Below are 20,864 nucleotides of genomic sequence, written 5' to 3' on the forward strand. Positions count from 1 at the left end.
CCGTCCTGTCACGCAGCGACCTCGATTGTCGGCGTCTCGGCGGCGGCATGTTCGCGCTGCAACCAGTCGGCGAGCGCGCCGACGCCTTCGCGCCAGTCGCGGCGGTCGGGCAGCGCGAGTGCCGCGGCGGCGGCGCGCGCGTCGGCGACAAAATAGCGTTGGTCGCCCGCGCGCCAGCCCGAATAATGCACGTCGACCGGACGGCCGGTGAGCGTCGCAATGTGCGCGAGCAACTGGCGCAGGCTGACCGCATTGTCGGGGCCGCCGCCAAGATTGAAGGCGCGGCCGGCGACCTCGTCGATCCGCCGCCACGCCGCGACATAAGCGTTCACCGCATCGCGGACGTCGAGCACGTCGCGGACCTGATGGCCGTCGCCGTAAAGCGTGATCGGCTCGCCGTTGAGCGCGCGGATCAGGAAATGCGCGACCCAGCCCTGATCCTCGGTGCCCATCTGGCGCTGGCCGTAGATGCAGCTCATCCGGAAGACGCAGGTCTTGAGCCCGAAGCTGCGCGCGTAATCGAGCACATATTGGTCTGCCGCACCCTTCGACACGCCATAGGGCGTGTGGAAGTCGAGCGGCCGCGCCTCGCCGATGCCGTGCGCGCGGACCTGCGGGTCGACGGGGCGATAGGCTTCGTCCTCCAGCACGAAATCCAAGTCGGCGAGATCGCCATAGACCTTGTTGGTGGAGGCGAAGATCAACGGCACGTGCGCCGCGCGGGTGCGGATCGCCTCCAGCAACTGGAAGGTGGCGGTGATGTTGGTGGTGAAATCGTCGGCGGGGTCGTCGAGGCTGGTGGTCACCGCCACCTGTGCGGCGAAGTGGAACACCGCCGCCGCGCTGGCGACCTCGTCGGCGAGCCGCGCGGCGTCGCGGATATCGGCATGGACGAAGCGGATGCGGCTGCCGTGGCGCGCGCGCAGCCATGCAAGGTTGCGCTCCACCCCGGCGCGCGCCAGCGCGTCGTAGATCACCACGTCATGCCCTTCGCCGGCAAGCCGGTCGGCGAGGTTGGAGCCGATGAACCCGGCGCCGCCGGTAACCAGCACCGGCCCGCTCATGCGACCAGCCCGCGGCGCTCGAGCTCGGCGCGCATCGTGGCGACCTTGTCCTCGGCGGTCTGTTCGGCGACCCATTCGGCGAGTTCGGCGAGCCCGGCGGTGAAGTCCTGCGTGGCGCGGAAGTCGAGCCGCTCCTGCGCCAGCGTCGTGTCGCAGAAGCAATGGCGGATGTCGCCGATACGCGCCTTGCCGACGATCTCCGGCGTCAGGTCGTTCTTGCCCATGGCCTTGGCGAGTTCGGTGGCGACTTCCGTCACCGAGCGGTCATGGCCCGAGCCGATGTTGAACGTGCCGCCGACCGCTTGCGGAAGGAACAACGCATCGGCGAAGCCGCGCGCCACGTCGCTGACATGGACGAAGTCGCGGCGCTGTTCGCCGTCCTCGAAGATCATCGGCTTCTGCCCGTTGAGCAGCCGCGACGCGAAGATCGCGAGCACGCCGGTGTACGGGTTGGAGAGCGCCTGGCCGGGGCCGTAGACGTTGAACAGTCGCAGGCACACGCCTTCGATCCCATAGGGCGCGGCCATGATGTGCGTGGTGCGCTCCTGCACATATTTGTTGAGCGCGTAGATCGAGGCGAGGTTCGGCTGCTTCCACTCCGGCGTCGCGACCGGCGTGAGCGGGCGGCCCTGCGCGTCGACCGGCTCCCAGTTGGTCAGCCCGTCGCGCAGCCCCTTGCGCTCGGCGTCCTGCACCATGTTGCCGTCGGCGTCGCGGTACAGCCCCTCGCCATAGATCGACATCGACGAAGCGGTGACGACGCGGCGCACCGGCTTGTCGATCAGTTTCTCGAACAGCACCGCGGTACCGACATCGTTGGTCGAGGTATAGCGCTCGACCTCGTACATCGACTGGCCGACCCCGACCTCGGCGGCGAGATGGATGACGCTGTCGACGCCGTCGAGCGCCTTGCTGACGACGTCGCCGTTGCGCACGTCGCCGCGGATGAGTTCGACCGCGTCGTTGAGGAGCGGCGGGCGCTCGCAATCGCCGTGCACCTGCTCGATCAGACTGTCGAGCACGCGCACTTCGTGGCCGCGCGACAGCAGCTCATCGGCCACGAAACGCCCGATGAAGCCGGCCCCGCCGGTGATGAGAATGGTTTCCACGAATATTCCTCCCGCCCCGTACTTGATCTCAATCAATGACACGCGCGCGCATTGCTGGTTGATTGCGTGACAAGAACATCTTCTACTTAGCTTGGTTCCGATAAATTATTGCGCTGGCGTAATTTTCGTTGAACTGGGTCGTAAGTTGACGCAGATCAATCCGAGATGGCCAGAAGTATTATTCTCGCCCGGCATGGGCATCACCAAGAAGTCGGTCGCGTGTTGAGCGGACGCTCCGATATTTCTCTCGATCGACAGGGGCGGGTGGAAGCGGAGGCGCTGGCAGGACTGGTCGCGTCGCGCGGCGTGACGCGGATCGTCTCCAGTCCGCGGGCGCGGACGCGCGAGACCGCGGCGGTGGTCGCGGCGGCGCTGGCGCTGCCGGTAGAGATCGCGGCGGAGTTGGATGAGGTCGACTTCGGTGATTTCACTGGGCGCGCGTTCGCGGCACTGGACAGGGATGCGGACTGGCAGCGCTGGAACGCCGAGCGTGCGACGGCGCGCTGTCCGGACGGGGAGACGATGGGCGAGGCGGTGGCGCGTGCGGTCGGGTTCGTCGCCGGGTGCGGGGAAGGCGTGACGTTATGCGTGTCGCACTGTGATGTGATCCGCGGAGTGGTGGCGCATTATCTCGGACTCCCGCTCGACCGGATCTTTTCGCTGGGCTGCGATCCGGGGTCGGTGACCACGCTTTCACTGCAGGGCGAGGGGGCGGTGGTGGTGGCGTTGAACGAGCGTTCTGCTTGACACATCGGCGGCGTGGTTGGGGCGGCGTTGCAGATGAACTCTACAGACATGGGCCCCTGGCTGCGCAGGGGCGACGGTTCGTTTGGCCGCCGTCGCCGCTGCGAAGGCAGGGTCCCATGTCTGCCCAATCCAGAGGTGCAGTCGCCCCGGCAGCTACGCTTCGGTGTCGGAAAAAAATCAATTCACCGCCGCATAGCTCTTCTCTTCGATCAGGTCCGATTCCAGCGCGACGTTGATCGCGCGCTTCAGCGCCGCGCGCTCGTCGTTCTTGACGTAGACCGCGCGCGCCAGCCGGATGAACTCGCCGCCGAAGCTCCGCGCGGCCTCTTCGCGGCGGATCGCGTCCTCGATCTCCCACAGGTCCTCGTTGACCGACTTCAGCCGCGCATACAGCGGCGCGACATCGTCCTGCCCGAGCACCCCCGCGCCGATCCGCGACAACAATGAATGTTCGCGCGCGACATTGGCGCGGGCGTCGGCGCGGTCGATACGATGCTGCTTGATCTCGAGGATCGTGATCTTGTCGAGCAACTCACCCCAGGACACGGGCACGGACGGGCTGGGGAGGCTGGCCATGATCTTCTCCTTCTATCACGTCGAGATCGCGCGCGATCATGGCGAGTGGCGTGTGCCAGTCGCCCGCGGTCGGCTGCGCATAGAGGCGGGTGTGTGGATACCAGGCGCTGTCGCGGCGGGCGGGGTCCCAGCGCCAGTCGGGCGCAGCCTTCAGCAGCAGCCACGTCGGCCGTACGAGCGCGCCGGCGAGGTGCGCGATCATCGTGTCGACGGTGATGACCAATGCGCAGCCGGCGACCAGCGCAGCGGTCGCGGCGAGGTCGAACGGGCAGCCTTCGGGATTGATGACGGGGAGGGTGGTCGGCGCGCTGACCAGCGAGACGCAGCGGTGCCGCGACGTGATCGGTTCGAGCAAGGCGGGCGGCACCCAGCGATCGGCATCCCAGTCGCCGGCCTGCCAGCAGAGCCCGATCGTCCCATCGGGCAGCGGGGCGGGGGCGGCGCTTACATAAGGGACGGGAACGTCACCCGGCGTACAGCGGAGCGCGGCGCAAAGCTCGGTTATTTCGATGTCGCAGTCCGATGGCGGCAGCGGGTGTGCCTCGTCGAAGGCGGCGAGCGCTACGTCGGGGAAGTGCAACAAGGCGTGCAGCCGTGCGGGGGCCTCGACCGTCACCGTGCGGGCGCGCCGCGCCAGCACCGGGAGGAAACGCGCGAATTGCAGCGTGTCGCCGAGCCCGTGATAGCACCGCACCAGCACGTCACGGCCGTCGACCGCGCCGCCGTCCCATACCCAGCGCCGATGATAGGGGAGCGTTGGGTCGTCGCGCGTCACGGGGTCGCGTGCGGCGAGGACGGCCTGCTCGATCGCCCAGGCGTCCTCGTAGCGCTCCTCGCGCATCGCCCGGGTCCAGCCGTGATCGCTCATGCCGCCGCAAACGCGGCACACCCGGGCGGCGGTTCCACACTATTAAGTTGAGCGAGATCAAGCCGACGGAACGCGGCTGTCCGAGGATAGTTGATGCTTGCGATGGGTGACGGGGGATTGATGAGCGAAGATTTGCGTGCGCGGGTCGCGGAGCTGGCCCCGTGGTTTCACAACATCCACCTGCCCGGCGGCGTGCAGACCGCCCCCGACCATTTCCTGCTCGATTATCCCGGCAACAAGTTCGCCGAATTCGGCGTCTGTCTGCCGGAGGATCTGACCGGCAAGACGGTGCTCGACATCGGCTGCAACGCGGGCTTCTATTCGGTCGAGATGAAGCGACGCGGCGCGGCGCGGGTGGTGGGGATCGACTCCGACGATCGTTATCTCGCGCAGGCGCGGTTGGCGAGCGAGGCGCTGGGGTTCGGCGACAGCGTCGAGTTCCGCAACCTGTCGGTCTATGATGTCGCGCAGCTCGGCGAGCGCTTCGATCTCGTGATCTTCATGGGGGTGCTTTATCATCTGCGGCATCCGCTGCTGGCGCTTGACCTGATCCGCGAGCATGTCGCGGGCGATCTGATGCTGTTCCAGACGATGCAGCAGGGCTCGAAGGACGATGCGGTCGTGCCCGAGGATCATCCCTTCTACGTGCCCGGCACCTGGACTCCGCCCGACTATTTCGACGATCGCGACTATCCGAAACTGCACTTCATCGAGCGCAAGTTTGCGGGCGACTGGACCAATTGGTGGGCGCCCAACCGCGCCTGTTCGGAAGCGATGCTGCGTGCCGCCGGCTTTACGGTGACCGCGCATCCGCAGGACGACGTCTATCTCTGCCGCATCAGCGACGTGCCCTTCGCGGAGCACGGACCGGCGGCGGTCTATCCATCTACGGGGGGAGTGCGCGCGTGATCGAAGCCGCGATGATCTGGAACGAGCCGAACAACAAGTCGCACTGGGACCCGGAGGTCGATCCCGACTGGTCGCTGTTCGCAGATACCGTGTCGCGCGCGGGGGCGTCGATCGCGGCGGTCAACCCGGCGGTGACGCGCGTGCTGGGCGGCATGTCGCCGATCGATCCGTTGTGGGTGAAGCGGCTGGAGGCGCATGGCTGCCTCGACGCGGTCGACGTGCTCGCGGTGCACGGCTTCCCGCTCGACTGGAATCTGTGGTCGATCCACGATTGGCCCGCCAAGATCGCCGAAATCGAGGCGGTGACCGACAAGCCGGTATGGGTGACCGAGGTCGGCGTCGGCTCGTTCGGCGCCGAGGAGGTGCAGGTGTTCGGGGTCGAGAAAACCGCCGAGCTGCTGATCGGCCGCGTGCCGCGCATCTATTGGTATTCGCTGTTCGACCTGCCGCAGGAATGGGGCGCGACCACCCGCCACCGCGAGGCGGAAGGGTCGAGCTATTACCGGCATTTCTACATGGGGCTGATCCGCGAGGACGGCACCCCCAAGCCGTCGCTCGACAGCTATGCCAAGGTCGCGTCGGAGATGGGGCTGATGCAATGGTTCCATTTCGAGGACCCGCGGCTCGACGACGCGGTGACGTGGATGAAGCGGCTGGGGACGAAAAAGCTGCGCACCGGGCTGAGCTGGGCGGACAGCTTCCGCCCCAATGCGACCGACTGGTTCGATCGCCAGATGGAGGCGCTGGCCGAGTTCGACACGACCGTCACCTTCTGCTTCACGCCCGAGCATCTCGGCATCCAGCCGCATCACACCAGCGCGGCGCGCGACCCGCAGGCGTTCGCGGATTTCTGCGCGTGGATGATCGACCGCTACGCGCCCGCGGCGGTCACGAACCAGAAGGCGGTGGCGTAACCCGGTCGAGCGTGTCGAGCACATCCTCGGCGCGCACGTCGCGTTCGATCTCGGCGATGTCGTCAGGGGGTGTGACCCCGACGCGTTCGGCGATCTGGCGGACGACCGCGGTGAGCCGCGACAGTTCGTGTTCGGCGAGCAGGTTGATGTGGAGGTCGAGGTCGGCGCGCGCCTGCGCCTGCGCGGCCATACGGTTCTGGCTGATGAGGACGAAGGTGGACAGGAAGATCGCTTCCACCGACGCGATCATCGCCAGCACGACGAAGGTCGGGTCGAACTTGGGCGTGAGGTACAGGTTCCACACGATCCAGCCGCCGAAGAACGTCAGGTGCAACGCGACGAAGAGCATCGACCCGGTAAAGCCGGTGATCCGTCCCGCCAGCCGGTCGGCCCACGGCGCATCGGCCTCGACGCGGCGCTGGCGTTCGGCGAGGCGGTGGATGTTGTCGGCGAGCGCGCCGTTGAGATCACGTGGTTCATTCATGGAAAGTCCAACGATTGTCGGAAGATAATGGAAGCATGATGCCCGCCGCGGTGCTGGTGGCGCCGGGCCGGTTTGAGGTGCGCGACGCGCCGGTGCCGCAGCCGGCGGCAGGCGAGGTGCGCGTGCGGCTCGAAGGCTGCGGGGTCTGCGCGTCGAACGTCGAGCCATGGGAGGGGCAGCCGTGGTCGACCTATCCCAGCGAGGCCGGTGGAATGGGGCATGAGGGCTGGGGCGTGGTCGACGCGCTGGGCGAGGGCGTCTCCGACGTCGCGATTGGCGAGCGGGTGACGATGCTGTCGGGGCACAGCTTCGCGCCGTATGACGTGGCGTCGGTCGACCAGCTGGTGCGGCTGCCGGCTGCGCTCGACGAACAGGCGTTTCCGGGCGAACCGCTGGCGTGTGCGATGAACATCTTCCGCCGCGCCGACGTGCTGCCCGGGCACACGGTGGCGATCGTCGGGATCGGCTTCCTCGGCGCGGTGCTCACGAAGCTGGCGAGCGATGCGGGCGCGCGGGTGATCGCGATCTCGCGGCGCGAGGAGTCGCTGGCGCTGGCGCGCGCGAACGGTGCCGCCGAGACGATCGCGATGGACGATCACTGGACGATCATCGAGCGCGTCAGGCAACTAACCGGCGAGGCGTTGTGCGAGCGCGTCATCGAGGCGGTCGGCAAGCAATGGCCGCTCGACCTCGCCTCGGCGATCGTCGGTTTCGGCGGGCGCCTGGTGGTCGCCGGCTACCATCAGGACGGGCCGCGGCAGGTGAACATGCAGGACTGGAACTGGAAGGGCATCGACGTGATCAACGCGCACGAACGCGATCCGCGAGTCAATCTCCGGGGGCTGAACGAGGCGGTGGCGGCGGTGGCCGGCGGGCGAGTCGACCTTGCCGCGCTGCTGACGCATCGCTTCTCGCTGGCGGAGCTGAACGAGGCGGTTGCCGCGACCCGCGACAAGCCCGCCGGCTTCGTGAAGGCGGTGGTGACGTTCTGAGGGCAGAGGACGAGCGCACCAACTCCGTCATTCCCGCGCAGGCGGGAATCCAGACACGCCGACGGCGCGCTTCTGTCGAGACGGCATGGGTTCTGAATTCCCGCCGTCGCGGGAATGACGAGCAATAGAATCAGGATACGTACAGATGACCCACACCAAACCCCGCATCGGCTTCCTCGGCACCGGCTGGATCGGGCGGCACCGGATGGCGGCGATGGTCGCCGGCGGGGCGGTCGAGGCGGTCGCGATCAGCGATCCGTCGCCCGAGATGGTCGCGGCGGCGGTGCAGGACGCGCCCGGCGCGCAGGTCTGCGCGTCGCTGGAGGAGATGTTGGCGCTCGGGCTCGACGGGGTGGTGATCGCCAGCCCCAGCGCGCTCCACGCCGCGCAGTCGATCACCGCGCTGGATGCCGGAGTGGCGGTGTTCTGCCAGAAGCCGCTCGGACGCGACGCCGCCGAGAATGTGGCGGTGGTCGCGGCGGCGCGGCGGGCGGACCGCTTGCTGGGGGTCGATCTGTCCTATCGCCACACCGCGGGGATGCGCGCGATCGCGCCGCTGGTGCGCAGCGGAGCGCTGGGGCGGGTGTTCGCGATCGATCTGACCTTCCACAATGCTTACGGTCCCGACAAGCCGTGGTTCTATGACCGTGCGCAATCCGGCGGCGGGTGCGTCATGGATCTCGGCATCCATCTCGCCGATCTCGCGCTCTGGCTCAATCCGGGCGCGACGGCCGAGCGGGTCGATGCCGCGCTCTACGCCGGCGGTGCGCCGGTCGCGGCGGACGCGGTCGAGGATTATGCCGCTGCGACGGTGCGGCTCGACAATGGCGTGATCGTGCGGCTGGCCTGTTCGTGGCGGCTCCACGCCGGGCAGGATGCGGTGATCGAGGCGGCGTTCTACGGCACCGAAGGCGGCGCGGTGCTGCGCAACGTCGGCGGCTCGTTCTACGACTTCACCGCCGAGCATTTCCGCGGCACCGCGCGCGAGACGCTGGCGGTGCCGCCCGACGACTGGGGCGGACGCGCGGCGGTCGACTGGGCGCGGCGGCTGGCGGACGGCGCGCGGTTCGATGCCGCGGCCGAGGACTATGTCGCGACCGCGCGGGTGCTCGATGCGATCTATGCGGCGGGGCGCGGATAAGGCTTTTAGCGGCTGCTGAACGTCGCCACCCGGGCGCGATCCGGGGCGGCGAGCGAACCGGCGGCGCGGTGCCCCGCCGACCGGCGACTAGAATTCAGACCAGTTTTCGTCCGCCACCGCCAGCGCATTGCCGCGCGTGCCGGTGACCGGGCGGCGCGCCGCCCCGGCGAGATCGCGCCCGGCCTGGATGGCGCGCGCCTGAAGCTCATGGACCGGCGGGGCGGAAGGGACGACCGACAGCGCCGGGCGCGCGGCGGCGGTGCCGGTGCGGAAGCGCGCCACTTCGGTGGCGAGCCGATCGGCCTCGGCGGCGAGGCTGCGCGCGGCGGCGGTCGCTTCCTCGACCATCGCGGCGTTCTGCTGTGTGACGCCGTCCATCTCCGAGACGGCGGTGTTGACCTGCTGCAGGCCGATCGCCTGATGCTCGGCGGACTGCGCGATCGTCGACACGAGCGTGCTGATCTCGCCGATCCGCGCGATGATCCGCTGGAGCGCCTTGCCGGTCTCGCTGACCAGCGTCACCCCCGACTGGACCTGTTCGGAGGAAGCGTTGATCTTGGTCTTGACGTCCTTTGCCGCATCCGCCGAGCGCTGCGCGAGCGCACGCACCTCGCTGGCGACGACCGCGAAGCCCTTGCCGGCGTCCCCCGCCCGCGCGGCTTCGACGCCCGCGTTGAGCGCGAGCAGGTTGGTCTGGAAGGCGATGCCGTCGATGACGCTGATGATCTCGCTGATCTCCGACGAGGAACGTTCGATCCCGCTCATCGCCTCCACCGCGCGACGCACGACGTCGCCTGAGCTTTCGGCCTCGGTGCGCGCCTCGACTACCGCGTCGTTGGCGCGGCGTGCGCCCGCGGCGGTTTCGCCGACGGTGGTGGTGATCTCGTCCATCGCCGCGGCGGTCTCTTCCAGCGAGGCGGCCTGCTGCTCGGTGCGCTGCGACAGATCGTCAGACGCCTGGCGGATGTCGGCCGCACCGCTGTTGATGCCGTTGCTCGCCGCCGCGACCGCTGCGATCGTGTTCGACACCGCCGCCATCGCGCGGTTGAAGTTGGTGCGCAGCGCGTCATAATCGGCGGGGAAGGGCCGCTCGATCTGATAGGTCAGGTCGTTGTCGGCGAGGTGCCCCAGCCCGTTGCCGAGCGCCTCGACCACCGCGCGCTGGGTCTGCGCCGCGGTGACCAGCGCCTTTCCGTTCTTGCGGAACACCTCCATCGCCTTGGTCATCCGTCCGACGCAGTCGTGATGATCGGTGAAGGCGATCGCGGAATCGAGATCGTTGGCCGCCAGCGCCTCCATGCGGATCACGGTCGCGACATACGGATTGCAGATCAGCGCGCGCGATCCGACCGCGACCGCGACCACCGTCATCAGCACGACCACGGCCAGGCCGATCGCGACCATGGCCGGTATCAGCGCCTGCGCCGCGGCGACGGTGATGCCGAGCGACAGCGCCGACAGCGCGCCATAGACCAGCGCGAGAGCCGTGAACTTGGTGCGAATCGGCGCATGTTGCTGAAACCACTTGAGCATTTCTTTTCCTTCCGAGTCCTGTCCCAAGCAAGTCGACCAATGGAGATCAGTATGGAAGGTCTTTGCCGCCACTTGTTAAAAGGCGGGTTAAGATGAAGACGCCGTCGACCGTCAAGGAGGAGGCGTATAGTCTCTGCGAAGTAGGGCAAGGTGCCGATTTTGTGGCATTTTGACTTCGATCAAGGCTCCAGAAATAAGCTATGTCCTTATTCCAGCAAGGAAAGTGGCAGGCGAGGCGCCACCACCTCGCGCAGCACGAACCCGCTTTCCATCTGCGTGACGCCCGGCAGCCGCGACAGTTCGTCGCGGTGGATGTGCGCGAAATCCGCGAGGTCGCGCGCGCGCACCGTGACGAGATAATCGTAGCTGCCCGACATCAGCTCGCACCGCACGACCGACGGGCTGGCGGCGATCGCGGTCTCGAAGGCGTCGAGCACGTCGATACGCTGGCTTTCCAGCGTTACCTTGATGTGGACGGTCGTCTCGCAGCCGAGCCGTGCGAGATCGAGCCGCGCGGCATAGCCGGTGATGATCCCGGCGTCCTCCAGCGCGCGCTGCCGTCGCGCGACCGCAGTCGCCGAGCGACCAATCGCTTCCGCCAGCGTGAAGGCGGTGGCGCGCGCATTGTCGAGCAGCAGCGCGATCAGCCGCCGGTCGATTCGATCGGGAACGTAGCCTTTCTGCGTCATGCGGCCGAACCATGGCGGATTCCGCCGCAAAGTCACGCCGGTGTCGCGCAGTTCGCCCGGTTTCGCCGTTCGGATCGCGCTATGCTGTCGCCAACCAAGGAGATGGACCCATGCGCATCGGCGTGCCCAAGGAAATCAAGAACCACGAATATCGTGTCGGGCTTACCCCTGGCGCGGTGCGCGAATATGTCGCGCACGGCCATGAGGTGATCGTCCAGACCGGGGCCGGCGCCGGGATCGCCGCCGATGACGACGCCTATCGTGCCGCCGGCGCCGCGATCGTCGACACCGCCGCGGAAGTGTTCGCGACCGCGCAGATGATCGTCAAGGTCAAGGAGCCGCAGCCCGGCGAATGGGTGCAGCTCCGCGAGGACCAGATCCTGTTCACCTACCTCCACCTCGCCCCCGATCCCGAGCAGGCGAAGGGCTTGCAGGCGTCGGGCGTCACTGCGGTCGCCTATGAGACGGTGGTCGATGCGCGCGGCCACCTGCCGCTGCTCGCGCCGATGAGCGAGGTCGCGGGACGGCTGTCGATCGAGGCGGCCGGCACCGCGCTGAAGGCGGTCAACGGCGGGCGCGGCGTGCTGATCGGCGGCGTCCCCGGCGTGCAGCCGGCGCGGATCGTCGTGCTGGGTGGCGGCGTGGTCGGGACGCACGCTGCACGGATGGCGGTCGGGCTCGGCGCGGAGGTGACGATCATCGACCGCTCGATCCCGCGGCTGCGCGAGCTGGACGAGCTGTTCCAGGGCCGCGTGCGGACGCGCGTATCGACGCTGGAGTCGATCGAGCACGAGATTTCGGAAGCCGATGCGGTGATCGGCGCGGTGCTGATTCCCGGTGCCTCGGCGCCGAAGCTGGTGACGCGTCCGATGCTCAAGTTGATGAAGCCGCGTGCGGTGCTCGTCGATGTCGCGATCGACCAGGGCGGCTGTTTCGAGACCAGCCATGCGACCACTCATGCCGAGCCGACCTATGAGGTCGACGGGGTGATCCATTATTGCGTCGCGAACATGCCGGGCGCGGTGCCGCTGACCAGCAGCCATGCGCTGAACAATGCGACGCTGCCGTACGGGCTCGCGCTCGCCGATCGCGGCTATGCCGCGGCCGAGGCGGATGCCGGGCTGATGGCGGGTGTCAACGTGCGCGGCGGCAAGATCGTCAACAAGGTGGTGGCCGAGGCGCTCGGCGTCGCGGGGTGACGGCGTCGTCCCGGACGTGATCCGGGACCCCGCTTCTCCTCGCAAGGCCGGAGAGAAGCGGCGCCCCGGATCAAGTCCGGGGCGACGGGGAGGGTAGCGTGTCGGCTGCCCTCCACCCGATCACTTCTTCTTGCGCGCGCGCTTAGGAGCGGCGGCCGCTTCGGTATCTTCCTCCTCGTCGTGCTCCTCTTCGCCCGCCTCGGTCAGCGCCTCGCCGAGTGCCTTGAGCTTGTCCTGCGACTTCTCGGCCTTGTCGGCGATCTTGGTCGTCGCCGCACCGAGGCGGTGGAGCAGCGCATGGACGCGGTCGGCGTCGGGCTGGTCCTTCTCCAGTTGCTTGCGCAGCGAGCCCAGGTCACGCAGGATGCCCTTGGCGCCCGGCGTGTCGATATCGGCGAGCGCGGCTTCCCAATCCTCGATCATGTCGACGCCCTTGGCGGGCTTGGTCTCGTCGAGCCCGCGATTGATCGCGTTCATGGTTCCGGCGAATTTCACGGCCATCGGCTGCTTCCTCTCGGTGGGGAAAAGTCCCGGGCAGCGAACGAGGCGGCGATCCGCTTGGCTCCCTGATGTAGATCAACTTGGAAGATAAAGATTTTCGCTCCCGGCATGTGTCACTCGCGTGTCGCTTCCGTGACGATGGCCGTCACCCAATCGTCGTCACGCTGACACCTCCCCGTCGCACAAGGGTCGCCATCCCAAGGCCCCAAACGGCCTCTTCAACGAAGGTAAGCGGCGGGAATGACAGCGACGATGACGACAGCCGGCGTGGCGCTGGCCTATGATCGGTGGGCGCCGGTGTACGATCTGGTGTTCGGCCCGGTGTTTCGGCAGGGGCGCGCAGCGGCGATCCGCGCCGCCGACCGGATCGGCGGCCGCATTCTGGAGGTCGGGGTGGGCACCGGGATCTCGCTGCCGCATTATGCCCCCTCCAGCCGGGTGACCGGCGTCGACATCTCCGAGGACATGCTCGACAAGGCGCGGGCGCGCACGCGCCGGCTCAACCTGTCCAATGTCGATGCGATCCGCGTCGGCGACGCCGAGGCGCTCGATTATCCGGACGCTTCCTTCGACGTCGTGGTCGCGCAATATGTGGTGAGCGCGGTCGCCAACCCGCGGCGTGCGCTGGATGAATTCGCGCGCGTCTGCCGGCCCGGCGGCGAGATCGTCATCACCACGCGCGTCGGTGCCGAACAGGGGCTGCGCGGCGGGATCGAGCGCGCGCTGATGCCGCTCACCGAGCGGCTCGGCTTCCGCACCGATTTTCCGTTCGCGCTCTACACCGACTGGATCGCGACGCGCAGCGACGTGTCGCTGGCCGAGCGGCGCGCGATCCCGCCGTTCGGACATTTCTCGCTGGTCCGCATCGCCAAGGAGAAGGCATGATGCCGTCGCTTCGCAAGCTTCGTTTCGAGGATGAGCAGGGCAACCCCGGGTTCCGCGCGCAATTGAAGGAGCAGCGCTGGGACGATCACCGCTATTATCACCACGACCTGATCAACCAGAGCCTGCATTTCGTCAGCGCGTGTACGTTCATCACCGCTTATGCGCTGCTGTTCGTCGACGCCGCGCTGGCGAGTCTGCTGGCATGGGGCGTCGCGATGACCAGCCGGCAGGCCGGGCATTTCTTCTTCGAGCCGCGCGATTACGACGAAGAGAATGGCGTCAGCCACGAATATAAGGAAGAGGTGAAGGTCGGCTATAATCTCATGCGCAAATATGTGCTGATGGGGCTGTGGCTGGCGATCCCGGTGGTGCTGGCGCTCTCCCCGACACTGTTCGGCGCGCTGGAGCGGCCGGACAGCGCGATGGACTTCCTGCGCCACGTCGGCTTCGGGTGGCTGTTCTTCGGCGTGGCGGCGATCCTGTTCCGCGTCGGGCAATTGTGGTTCGAGCGCGATCTGGAAACCGGCATCGTCTGGGCGACCAAGATCGTCACCGATCCGTTCAGCGACTTCCGCCTGTACCGCACCGCGCCGGCGCGGTTGATCAAGCACGGGCGCAGCGACGACACGCACGCGGCGGCGTGATGGCGGGGGGCGGGGCTTCCGTTTGCCCCTGCCTTTCCCGTCATCCCCGCGAAGGCGGGGATCCAGACGCGCGGTGGTCGATGAGGGTCGGGACGGTGGTTGCGATCGTCTCGATAGCGCCGTGACGACATGGGTTCTGGATCCCTGCCTACGCGGGGATGACGGTGGTGGAGGGGACGAGAGCAGGGTCTTCCCGTCACCCGCCTCTCAAGCGGGCGCCAAGCGACTCCTTCAACGCCTGCCGCTTCAACTGCTTGTTGGTCGCGGCCGGGCCGTCCCACCAGCCGTCCGCCAGCATCGCACGCGCCGCCGCGACGATTCGCACCGCGATCTGCTCGAAGAGCGCATCGTCGATGTCGAGGCTGAAGATCAGCCGCCCGGTGCCGACCCACGACAGCGCCAGCCCCTCGGCGCGGAGGTAATATTGCAGCATCCAATTGTAGCGCGACGGGCGGGTGTAGAGGATCGTCCACACCGTCGCGAGATGGGCGACCGCCAGCGGCAGGCCGTTGCCCGCGAACAGCGCGTTGAGCCGCGCGGCGCGCGCGTCCCAGCGCTCGGCCATGCCGTCGTACAGCGCGGCGACCTCGGGCGAGTCGAGCCGGCGCAGGAAGGCGTCGGTCGCGGCCATCACATAAGGATGCGCGTTGAAGGTGCCGCGCGCGAAGCAAATGTCGACCGGGCGATCGTCGCGCCAGCGCTTCATCAGCGCCGCGCGCCCGGTGAGCACGCCGATCGGCAGCCCGCCGCCGAGCGTCTTGCCCCAGACGATCATGTCCGGATCGATCCCCCAGGCGCGCGCGACGCTGCCCGGTGCGAGGCGGAAGCCCATGAAGACTTCGTCGAACACCAGCACGATGCCGTTGGCGCGACACGTTTCGGCGAGCCGGTGGAGCCATGCGATATACGCCGGCAGGTCCGCGCCCGCGGTGCGCGCGCTGTCGACCAACTGGCTGTCCGAGGGCGCGCCGCGGTTCGGGTGCAGCGCCTGCAACGGATTGACCAGCACGCAGGCGATGTCCGTGCGCTTGCCGAGCACCGCCAGCGTCTGTTCGGACTGGTCGGCCAGCGTCAGCGTGTGGTCGGCGGGGACGGGGTTGCCGATGCCGGGCTGCACCTCGCCCCACCAGCCGTGGTACGCGCCCGCGAACCGCACCAGCCGGCGCTTGCCGGTGTGATAGCGCGCCAGCCGCACCGCCTGCATCACCGCCTCGGTGCCCGACATGTGGAACGACACTTCGTCGAGCCCCGACAGCGCCTGCAGCCGGCGGACATTGTCGGCGACGGCCGGGTGATAGCTGCCCAGCACCCCGCCGAGCGGCTCGGCGGACTCGAGCGCTTCGCGCATCGTCGCCTTGTAGAAATCGTTGCCGAGCACGTTGACGCCGTAGCTGCCGGTCAGGTCGATGAAGCGATTGCCGTCGAGATCGGTCAGCCACGCACCGTCCGCGCGCGCCATGAACGCGCCGATCGGAAGGTGTTGGCGCACCGTCGCCGCGAACGGGAAGGGCACGCGGTAGCGGCCGGTGAATTGCAGGTCGGAAAGCCCTTCGCGCGTCTCGGCGGTCAGCGCGAGCGTCTTCGGGAAGCGCTCGGCATAGAGCGCCGCCAGCCGCTCGAACCCGGCGCGGCGGCGCGCGGCGACGCTCGCGTCACATCCGTCGGCGCGGAAGAAGCGTTCGTCGACATGCGCATAATAAGCGATCTGCCCGGCGATCCGCTTGGCCATGCGGACGTGCCCGCCGGGGCCGGGATGCTTGGCGCGCGACAGCGCGAGCCGTTCGCGGCCCTTGGTCGCGGCGAACAGGGTGCCGGCGACGAGCCCGGCGACGGCGGCGAGGGTCTTTTTCTTCATGGCGCCACTACGCGCGCCGCGATGACGCAGGTGTGACAATGCGAGGCGGACTCATGCGCGTCCTGATGCAGGAGGACCTCAATTTCCTGCTGACCAATCGCTTGCCGCGGCGCTGGGCGACGAAAATGGTCGGACGGATCGCCGCGATCGAGCATCCGCTGGTCGCGAAGCCGGCGCTGGCGGCGTGGCGGTTCTTCTGCGACGTCGACCTGCGCGATGCCGAGACGACGCGCTTCGCGAGTCTGCGCGACGGGTTCATCCGGCGGCTGCGCGACGGGGCGCGGGTGTTCGCGGGCGGTGACGAGGTGGTGGCGAGCCCGTGCGACGCGATCGTCGGCGCACATGGCCGGATCGAGAACGGGCAACTCTATCAGGTGAAGGGCTTTCCCTACCGGCTCGACGAGTTGGTGCCCGATGCGGCGCTGGCGGCGCGGTTCGCGGATGGGTGGTTCGTGACGTTGCGGCTGACCGCGGGGATGTATCACCGCTTCCATGCGCCGGTCGATCTGACCGTCGAGGCGGTGACCTATCAGTCGGGCGATTGCTGGAACGTCAACCCGATCGCGCTGCGCCGCGTCGAGCGGCTGTTCTGCCGCAACGAGCGCGCGGTGATCGAGGCGCGCGCGACGGGCGGGCGCGAATTGCTGCTGGTGCCGGTCGCGGCGATACTGGTGGCGAGCATCCGGCTGACCTTCCTCGATACCGCGCGAACGTTGCGGGAGCATGGGCCGGGGCGCCGCACGTGCGATGTGGCGGTGTCCAAAGGCGCGGAGATGGGATGGTTCGAGCATGGCTCGACGATTGTCATGTTCCTGCCGGGTGCGGCGCGACTGCGGTCAGGGTTGCAGGAGGGGCAGGCGATCCGGGCGGGGGAGGCGATCGCTGAGTGGTGAAGCCGTCATTGCGAGCGCAGCGAAGCAATCCAGAGCCGGATCAGGACGCCCTGGATTGCTTCGCTGCGCTCGCAATGACGGCTCAGGCGGCCGGCAACGTCAGCGTGACCGAAAGGCCATGCGGCGCATTCTCCGCCAGCGTTATTCCACCCCCATAAAGCGCCGCCAGTTCCGCGACGATCGGCAGCCCGAAGCCGTGGCCGTCGCCGCGCTCGTCGAGCCGCGTGCCCTTCTGCAGCACCTGCGCGCGCGCGGCGGCGGGGATGCCGGGGCCGTCGTCGGCGATCGTCAGCGTGACGCTGCGCCCGTCACGCCGCGCGGTGACGCCGATCCGCGACGCGGCGTGGCGTGCGGCATTGTCGAGCAGGTTGCCGAGCAGTTCGTCGAGATCCTGCGCATCCACCGCCACGCCGAGGTCGTCCGCGATTTCGCGCACGATCGTCAGAGGCGGGCCGTCGTGGAGCCGCTCGACCACCGCGGCGATGTCCGCGACCGCAGGCGCGAGCGGTGTAGCGACGCGGCGGTTGACCGCGGCGGCGCGCGCGCGGGCGAGATGGTGACGGATCGTGCGGTCGATCCGTGCCACCGTCGCCGCGAGGCGCGGCTGGTCACGAAGGTCGATCGCCAGTGCCGCTACCGGGGTCTTGAGCGCATGGGCGAGGTTGGCGGCAGAAGCGCGCGCGGTCGCCAGCGCGGCGGCGTTGTCGGTCGTCAGCGCGTTGAGTTCGGTGGCGAGCGGCGCAAGTTCGGCGGGCTGATCGTCGTCGACCCGCTCGCGCGCGCCGTTGCGGATCGCCGCGACCTGTTCGCGTAACCGGCGCAGCGGCCGCAGCGCGACGCGGAGCTGGACGAGCAACGCGGCGGTCAGCAGCGCCGCGACGCCTGCGAGCGCCATCAGCAACGGCGCAAGCGCGCCCTCGATCGGGCGCGCGATCACCGCGCGCGGCGCGGCGGCGGTCAGCGTGACATCGCCGCGGCGCGTGGCGAGCGTGATCGTGCGGGCGTGGAGCGCGCCGCCGTCCACCGCCTTGGCCTCGACCGGATGCGGGCCGGGCGGGGCGGGCGGAGCAGGGGGTGCCGGCGGCGTGGGCGGTCCGGCCGGCGGGGTCGGAACATCGGCAGCGCCGATCGCGCCGTCCGGTCCCACGATCCGCCATTGCCAGCCGGGATCACTGCCGAACGCCGCGACGCGCTGCGTCAGTCGCGCGCGGTCGACGCGTCCCTCGTCATCGACGACCGAGGCGAGCACCAGCAGCTGCGCGTCGAGCCGCCGGTCGAGCCCCTCGGTCACGAACCGCCCGAGCAGCCCCGCCATCACCGCCCCCGCCAGCACCAGCGCGAGCAACGTCGCCACTGCCGACACCAGCAGCATCCGGGCCTGTAGCGACCGCGGCGCCCAGCGGATCATGCCGGGCACACCAGCCGATAGCCGCGTCCGCGCACCGTCTCGATCAGCGTCGCGCCGATCTTTTTGCGCAGCCGCCCAACGATCACCTCGAGGCTGTTCGAATCGACATCGGCATCGCCCTCGTAGACCCGCTCGAGCAGGTCGAGCCGTTCGATCACCGCGTTCCGATGAAGCATCAACTGCGACAGCACGCGCCATTCGAAGGCGGTCAGCTTGAGGGGCAAACCGTCCAGTTCGAACACGCCGGTTTGCGAATCGAACGACAGCGGGCCGCACGCGACCAGTGCCTGCGCATGGCCGGCCGCACGGCGCATCAAGGCGCGGAGCCGCATCACCAGTTCCTCGACGCGGAACGGCTTGACGAGGAAGTCGTCCGCGCCGGCCTTGAACCCCGCGACCTTGTCCGACCAGCCGTCGCGCGCAGTGAGGATCAGCACCGGCAGGTCGCGGTGCGCGTCGCGCCACGCCTTGAGCACCGAGATGCCGTCGCGCCCCGGCAGCCCGAGGTCGAGCACTGCGGCGTCGAACCGCTCGGTCTCGCCGAGATGCGCGGCGTCGATGCCATCGGTGGCGAGGTCGACCGCGAAATTCTCCTCGCGCAGCGCGCGCGCGATCGCCGGCCCCAGATCGCGGTCGTCCTCGACCAGCAGGATACGCATCGTGCCCCTTCCTTCCTGCGCCGCGCCCTATGCCGATCGCTTAAACCGAAACTGAACGATCCGGTTCAGCGCGGGTGGCAGGGGGCGCGCCTAAACATCGCTCATCAACCCGAAGAGGAGTGAGTGATGAAGGCTTCGATGATCCCGCATCTGTCGCGCGGCCAGCGTATCGCGCTGGGTGGAGCGGCCTTGCTGGCGATGGGCGCCGCGGGCGGCGCGGGGGCGGTGCAGCTGACCCGGCCGAGCGTCGAGATGGCGCCGACCGTGCCGACCGCGATCGCCAAATTGCCCGCCACCAGCGGCATCGTGACGGTGCGCGGGCGCGTCGCGGGTGTCTATGGCACGCGCTTTCTGGTCGAGGATGCCAGCGGGCGGACGCTGGTCGATGCCGGGCGCGGTGCGGGCACGCTGACCAAGGGCGCGCCGGTGCTGGTGCAGGGCCGCTTCGACGACGGGCAGTTGCGTGCGCGCTTCCTCGCCGATCAGGGTGGGGTGCGCGAGGTCGGCGCCCCGCCGCCGCCGCCGCCCGCACCGGGGGCCGGTGCGCCTCCGCCGCCGGATGCCGGTGCGCCACCGCCGCCCGCACCGGGGGCCGGTGCGCCGCCGCCTCCGCCTCCGGGTGCCGGTGCCCCGCCGCCCCCTCCGCCGGGTGCGGGCGCTCCGCCTCCGCCGCCCGTACCGGGCGCTGGCGCATCGCCTCCGCCCCCGCCGGGTGCCGGCGCTCCGCCGCCGCCGGTGAACGGGCAGGTCCCCCTCGCGCCGGTCGCACCGCGCGCGTAATCTCATCGGGGAGCAGCGCCACGCGCGCTGCTCCCCTTTCGTGCGTCAGGCGGTTTCGGGGACCGGGGTCAGCGCCGCGCCGGTGTCGAACCAGCTGATAAGGTTATCGACCACCAACTGCCCCATCGCCGCGCGGGTCTGTTCGGAGGCCGAGCCGAGGTGTGGCAGCAGCACGACATTGTCCATCGCGCGCAGCTCGGCCGGCATATGTGGCTCGTCGGCATAGACGTCAAGCCCGGCGGCGAGGATCGTTCCGGCCTGCAACGCCGCGATCAGCGCCGGCTCGTCCGCGACGCTGCCGCGCGCGACGTTGATGAAGATGCCCTCCCTGCCGAGCGCTTCCAGCACCTCTGCGTTGACCAGATGCCGGGTCGACGCGCTGCCGGGCACGATCGCGATCAGCACGTCGCAGGCTTGGGCGAGCGCGACAGGGCTGTCGTGATAGGCATAGGTCACGTCGTCGCGCCGCGTCCGCTGGTGGTAGGCGATCCCGACATCGAACCCGTCCAGCCGCCGCGCGATCTGCTGCCCGATCGCGCCGAGCCCGAGGATGCCGACCGTCCGCCCGCGCAACGTCGGCGAAAGCGGGAACGATGCCTGTTCCCAGCGCCCCTCGCGCACATAGCGGTCGGCCTGCGGCAGGCGGCGGATCGTCGCGAGCAACAGCCCGAGCGCGAGGTCGGCGACCTCGGCGTCGAGCACGCCGGGGGTGTTGGTGACCATGATCGCGCGCGCCGCCGCCGCCTGCGCGTCGATATTGTCATAGCCGACGCCGAAATTGGCGACGATCTCCAGCGCGGGCAGCCGGTCGAACAACCCGGCATCGACCCGGCCGGCGAGCGTATTGGCGGCGAGTCCGCGGATCGCCGCACCATGTTCGGCGAGGAACGCGTCCGCGTCGGGCTGCTCCCACAAGCGGTGCAGCGTGAAGCGCGCCTCGAGTGCGGCGATCACCGCGGCGGGCATCGGGGCGGACATGAGGATCTGTGTGTCGGTCATGCCCGCCAGTGTAGC

General features: G+C 68.9%; 22 protein-coding genes. 10 read left to right on the forward strand and 12 right to left on the reverse strand.

The annotated features are described in order from the left end of the window. Nucleotides 1-8: 8 nt before the first annotated feature. Complete coding sequence (locus FHS97_RS03895; RefSeq protein ID WP_184033374.1) at nucleotides 9-1,064, reverse strand: SDR family NAD(P)-dependent oxidoreductase; 1,056 nt, start codon at nucleotides 1,062-1,064, stop codon at nucleotides 9-11. Then, on the reverse strand, nucleotides 1,061-2,173 hold the full coding sequence (locus FHS97_RS03900) for an NAD-dependent epimerase/dehydratase family protein (protein ID WP_184033376.1): 1,113 nt from the start codon (nucleotides 2,171-2,173) through the stop codon (nucleotides 1,061-1,063). Before FHS97_RS03900 ends, FHS97_RS03895 begins: the two co-directional genes overlap by 4 nt. Nucleotides 2,174-2,338: 165 nt before the next feature. Between FHS97_RS03900 and FHS97_RS03905 the strand changes: the two genes are divergently transcribed. Then, complete coding sequence (locus tag FHS97_RS03905; protein ID WP_184033378.1) at nucleotides 2,339-2,920, forward strand: histidine phosphatase family protein; 582 nt, start codon at nucleotides 2,339-2,341, stop codon at nucleotides 2,918-2,920. 177 nt (nucleotides 2,921-3,097) lie between these two features. On the opposite strand, the gene FHS97_RS03910 is transcribed toward FHS97_RS03905, so the two are convergent. Then, nucleotides 3,098-3,496, reverse strand: a complete 399-nt coding sequence (locus FHS97_RS03910; protein WP_184033380.1) for a DUF6165 family protein — start codon at nucleotides 3,494-3,496, stop codon at nucleotides 3,098-3,100. Further along, nucleotides 3,453-4,364, reverse strand: a complete 912-nt coding sequence (locus tag FHS97_RS03915; RefSeq protein ID WP_184033382.1) for a glycosyltransferase family 9 protein — start codon at nucleotides 4,362-4,364, stop codon at nucleotides 3,453-3,455. The genes FHS97_RS03910 and FHS97_RS03915 overlap by 44 nt, the downstream gene beginning before the upstream one ends. Nucleotides 4,365-4,484: 120 nt before the next feature. On the opposite strand from FHS97_RS03915, the gene FHS97_RS03920 reads away from it, so the two are divergent. After that, nucleotides 4,485-5,273: a TIGR04290 family methyltransferase gene (locus FHS97_RS03920; protein ID WP_184033383.1), complete on the forward strand. Its 789-nt coding sequence runs from the start codon at nucleotides 4,485-4,487 to the stop codon at nucleotides 5,271-5,273. Further along, nucleotides 5,270-6,187 (forward strand): glycosyl hydrolase, encoded by a 918-nt coding sequence (locus FHS97_RS03925; protein ID WP_184033384.1) that lies wholly within the window; start codon nucleotides 5,270-5,272, stop codon nucleotides 6,185-6,187. The genes FHS97_RS03920 and FHS97_RS03925 overlap by 4 nt, the downstream gene beginning before the upstream one ends. Here FHS97_RS03925 and FHS97_RS03930 read toward each other — a convergent pair. Then, nucleotides 6,162-6,671, reverse strand: a complete 510-nt coding sequence (locus tag FHS97_RS03930) for a DUF1003 domain-containing protein (protein WP_184033385.1) — start codon at nucleotides 6,669-6,671, stop codon at nucleotides 6,162-6,164. The genes FHS97_RS03925 and FHS97_RS03930 overlap by 26 nt on opposite strands. A 38-nt stretch (nucleotides 6,672-6,709) precedes the next feature. Here FHS97_RS03930 and FHS97_RS03935 point away from each other — a divergent pair, with 38 nt between their 5' ends. Further along, complete coding sequence (locus tag FHS97_RS03935; protein ID WP_184033386.1) at nucleotides 6,710-7,663, forward strand: MDR/zinc-dependent alcohol dehydrogenase-like family protein; 954 nt, start codon at nucleotides 6,710-6,712, stop codon at nucleotides 7,661-7,663. A 145-nt stretch (nucleotides 7,664-7,808) separates the two neighbouring features. Next, nucleotides 7,809-8,804: a Gfo/Idh/MocA family protein gene (locus tag FHS97_RS03940; protein WP_184033387.1), complete on the forward strand. Its 996-nt coding sequence runs from the start codon at nucleotides 7,809-7,811 to the stop codon at nucleotides 8,802-8,804. A gap of 87 nt (nucleotides 8,805-8,891) precedes the next feature. Here FHS97_RS03940 and FHS97_RS03945 read toward each other — a convergent pair whose 3' ends face one another. Next, nucleotides 8,892-10,337 carry a methyl-accepting chemotaxis protein gene (locus FHS97_RS03945; protein ID WP_184033388.1) on the reverse strand — a complete coding sequence of 482 codons (1,446 nt, stop codon included), beginning with the start codon at nucleotides 10,335-10,337 and terminating at the stop codon, nucleotides 8,892-8,894. A gap of 206 nt (nucleotides 10,338-10,543) precedes the next feature. After that, on the reverse strand, nucleotides 10,544-11,026 hold the full coding sequence (locus FHS97_RS03950; protein ID WP_184033389.1) for an Lrp/AsnC family transcriptional regulator: 483 nt from the start codon (nucleotides 11,024-11,026) through the stop codon (nucleotides 10,544-10,546). 110 nt (nucleotides 11,027-11,136) lie between these two features. Between FHS97_RS03950 and ald the strand changes: the two genes are divergently transcribed. Beyond that, complete coding sequence (gene ald / locus FHS97_RS03955; RefSeq protein ID WP_184033391.1) at nucleotides 11,137-12,225, forward strand: alanine dehydrogenase; 1,089 nt, start codon at nucleotides 11,137-11,139, stop codon at nucleotides 12,223-12,225. A gap of 120 nt (nucleotides 12,226-12,345) precedes the next feature. Here ald and FHS97_RS03960 read toward each other — a convergent pair whose 3' ends face one another. After that, nucleotides 12,346-12,726: a hypothetical protein gene (locus FHS97_RS03960; protein WP_184033393.1), complete on the reverse strand. Its 381-nt coding sequence runs from the start codon at nucleotides 12,724-12,726 to the stop codon at nucleotides 12,346-12,348. 252 nt (nucleotides 12,727-12,978) lie between these two features. Between FHS97_RS03960 and FHS97_RS03965 the strand changes: the two genes are divergently transcribed. Together FHS97_RS03965 and FHS97_RS03970 are read left to right on the forward strand one after the other, a co-directional pair. After that, nucleotides 12,979-13,611 carry a class I SAM-dependent methyltransferase gene (locus tag FHS97_RS03965; RefSeq protein WP_246346427.1) on the forward strand — a complete coding sequence of 211 codons (633 nt, stop codon included), beginning with the start codon at nucleotides 12,979-12,981 and terminating at the stop codon, nucleotides 13,609-13,611. After that, complete coding sequence (locus FHS97_RS03970) at nucleotides 13,608-14,255, forward strand: hypothetical protein (protein WP_246346428.1); 648 nt, start codon at nucleotides 13,608-13,610, stop codon at nucleotides 14,253-14,255. Before FHS97_RS03965 ends, FHS97_RS03970 begins: the two co-directional genes overlap by 4 nt. 196 nt (nucleotides 14,256-14,451) lie before the next feature. Here FHS97_RS03970 and FHS97_RS03975 read toward each other — a convergent pair whose 3' ends face one another. Further along, nucleotides 14,452-16,110 (reverse strand): aminotransferase class III-fold pyridoxal phosphate-dependent enzyme, encoded by a 1,659-nt coding sequence (locus FHS97_RS03975; protein ID WP_184033397.1) that lies wholly within the window; start codon nucleotides 16,108-16,110, stop codon nucleotides 14,452-14,454. 53 nt (nucleotides 16,111-16,163) lie between these two features. Between FHS97_RS03975 and asd the strand changes: the two genes are divergently transcribed. After that, entirely contained in the window at nucleotides 16,164-17,003 is an 840-nt protein-coding gene (gene asd / locus FHS97_RS03980) for an archaetidylserine decarboxylase (protein ID WP_184033399.1), read from the forward strand. 82 nt (nucleotides 17,004-17,085) lie between these two features. Here asd and FHS97_RS03985 read toward each other — a convergent pair whose 3' ends face one another. Both FHS97_RS03985 and FHS97_RS03990 read right to left on the reverse strand, forming a co-directional pair. Beyond that, nucleotides 17,086-18,411 carry an ATP-binding protein gene (locus FHS97_RS03985; protein WP_246346429.1) on the reverse strand — a complete coding sequence of 442 codons (1,326 nt, stop codon included), beginning with the start codon at nucleotides 18,409-18,411 and terminating at the stop codon, nucleotides 17,086-17,088. Next, entirely contained in the window at nucleotides 18,408-19,070 is a 663-nt protein-coding gene (locus FHS97_RS03990; RefSeq protein ID WP_184033401.1) for a response regulator transcription factor, read from the reverse strand. Before FHS97_RS03990 ends, FHS97_RS03985 begins: the two co-directional genes overlap by 4 nt. Nucleotides 19,071-19,196: 126 nt before the next feature. Here FHS97_RS03990 and FHS97_RS03995 point away from each other — a divergent pair, with 126 nt between their 5' ends. Further along, entirely contained in the window at nucleotides 19,197-19,850 is a 654-nt protein-coding gene (locus FHS97_RS03995; protein WP_184033403.1) for a hypothetical protein, read from the forward strand. 45 nt (nucleotides 19,851-19,895) lie between these two features. Here FHS97_RS03995 and FHS97_RS04000 read toward each other — a convergent pair whose 3' ends face one another. Further along, on the reverse strand, nucleotides 19,896-20,849 hold the full coding sequence (locus tag FHS97_RS04000; RefSeq protein WP_184033404.1) for a 2-hydroxyacid dehydrogenase: 954 nt from the start codon (nucleotides 20,847-20,849) through the stop codon (nucleotides 19,896-19,898). Between the last annotated feature and the right edge of the window lie 15 nt (nucleotides 20,850-20,864).

This window comes from Sphingomonas endophytica, from assembly GCF_014199415.1.
Classification (GTDB): Bacteria; Pseudomonadota; Alphaproteobacteria; order Sphingomonadales; family Sphingomonadaceae; genus Sphingomonas; species Sphingomonas endophytica.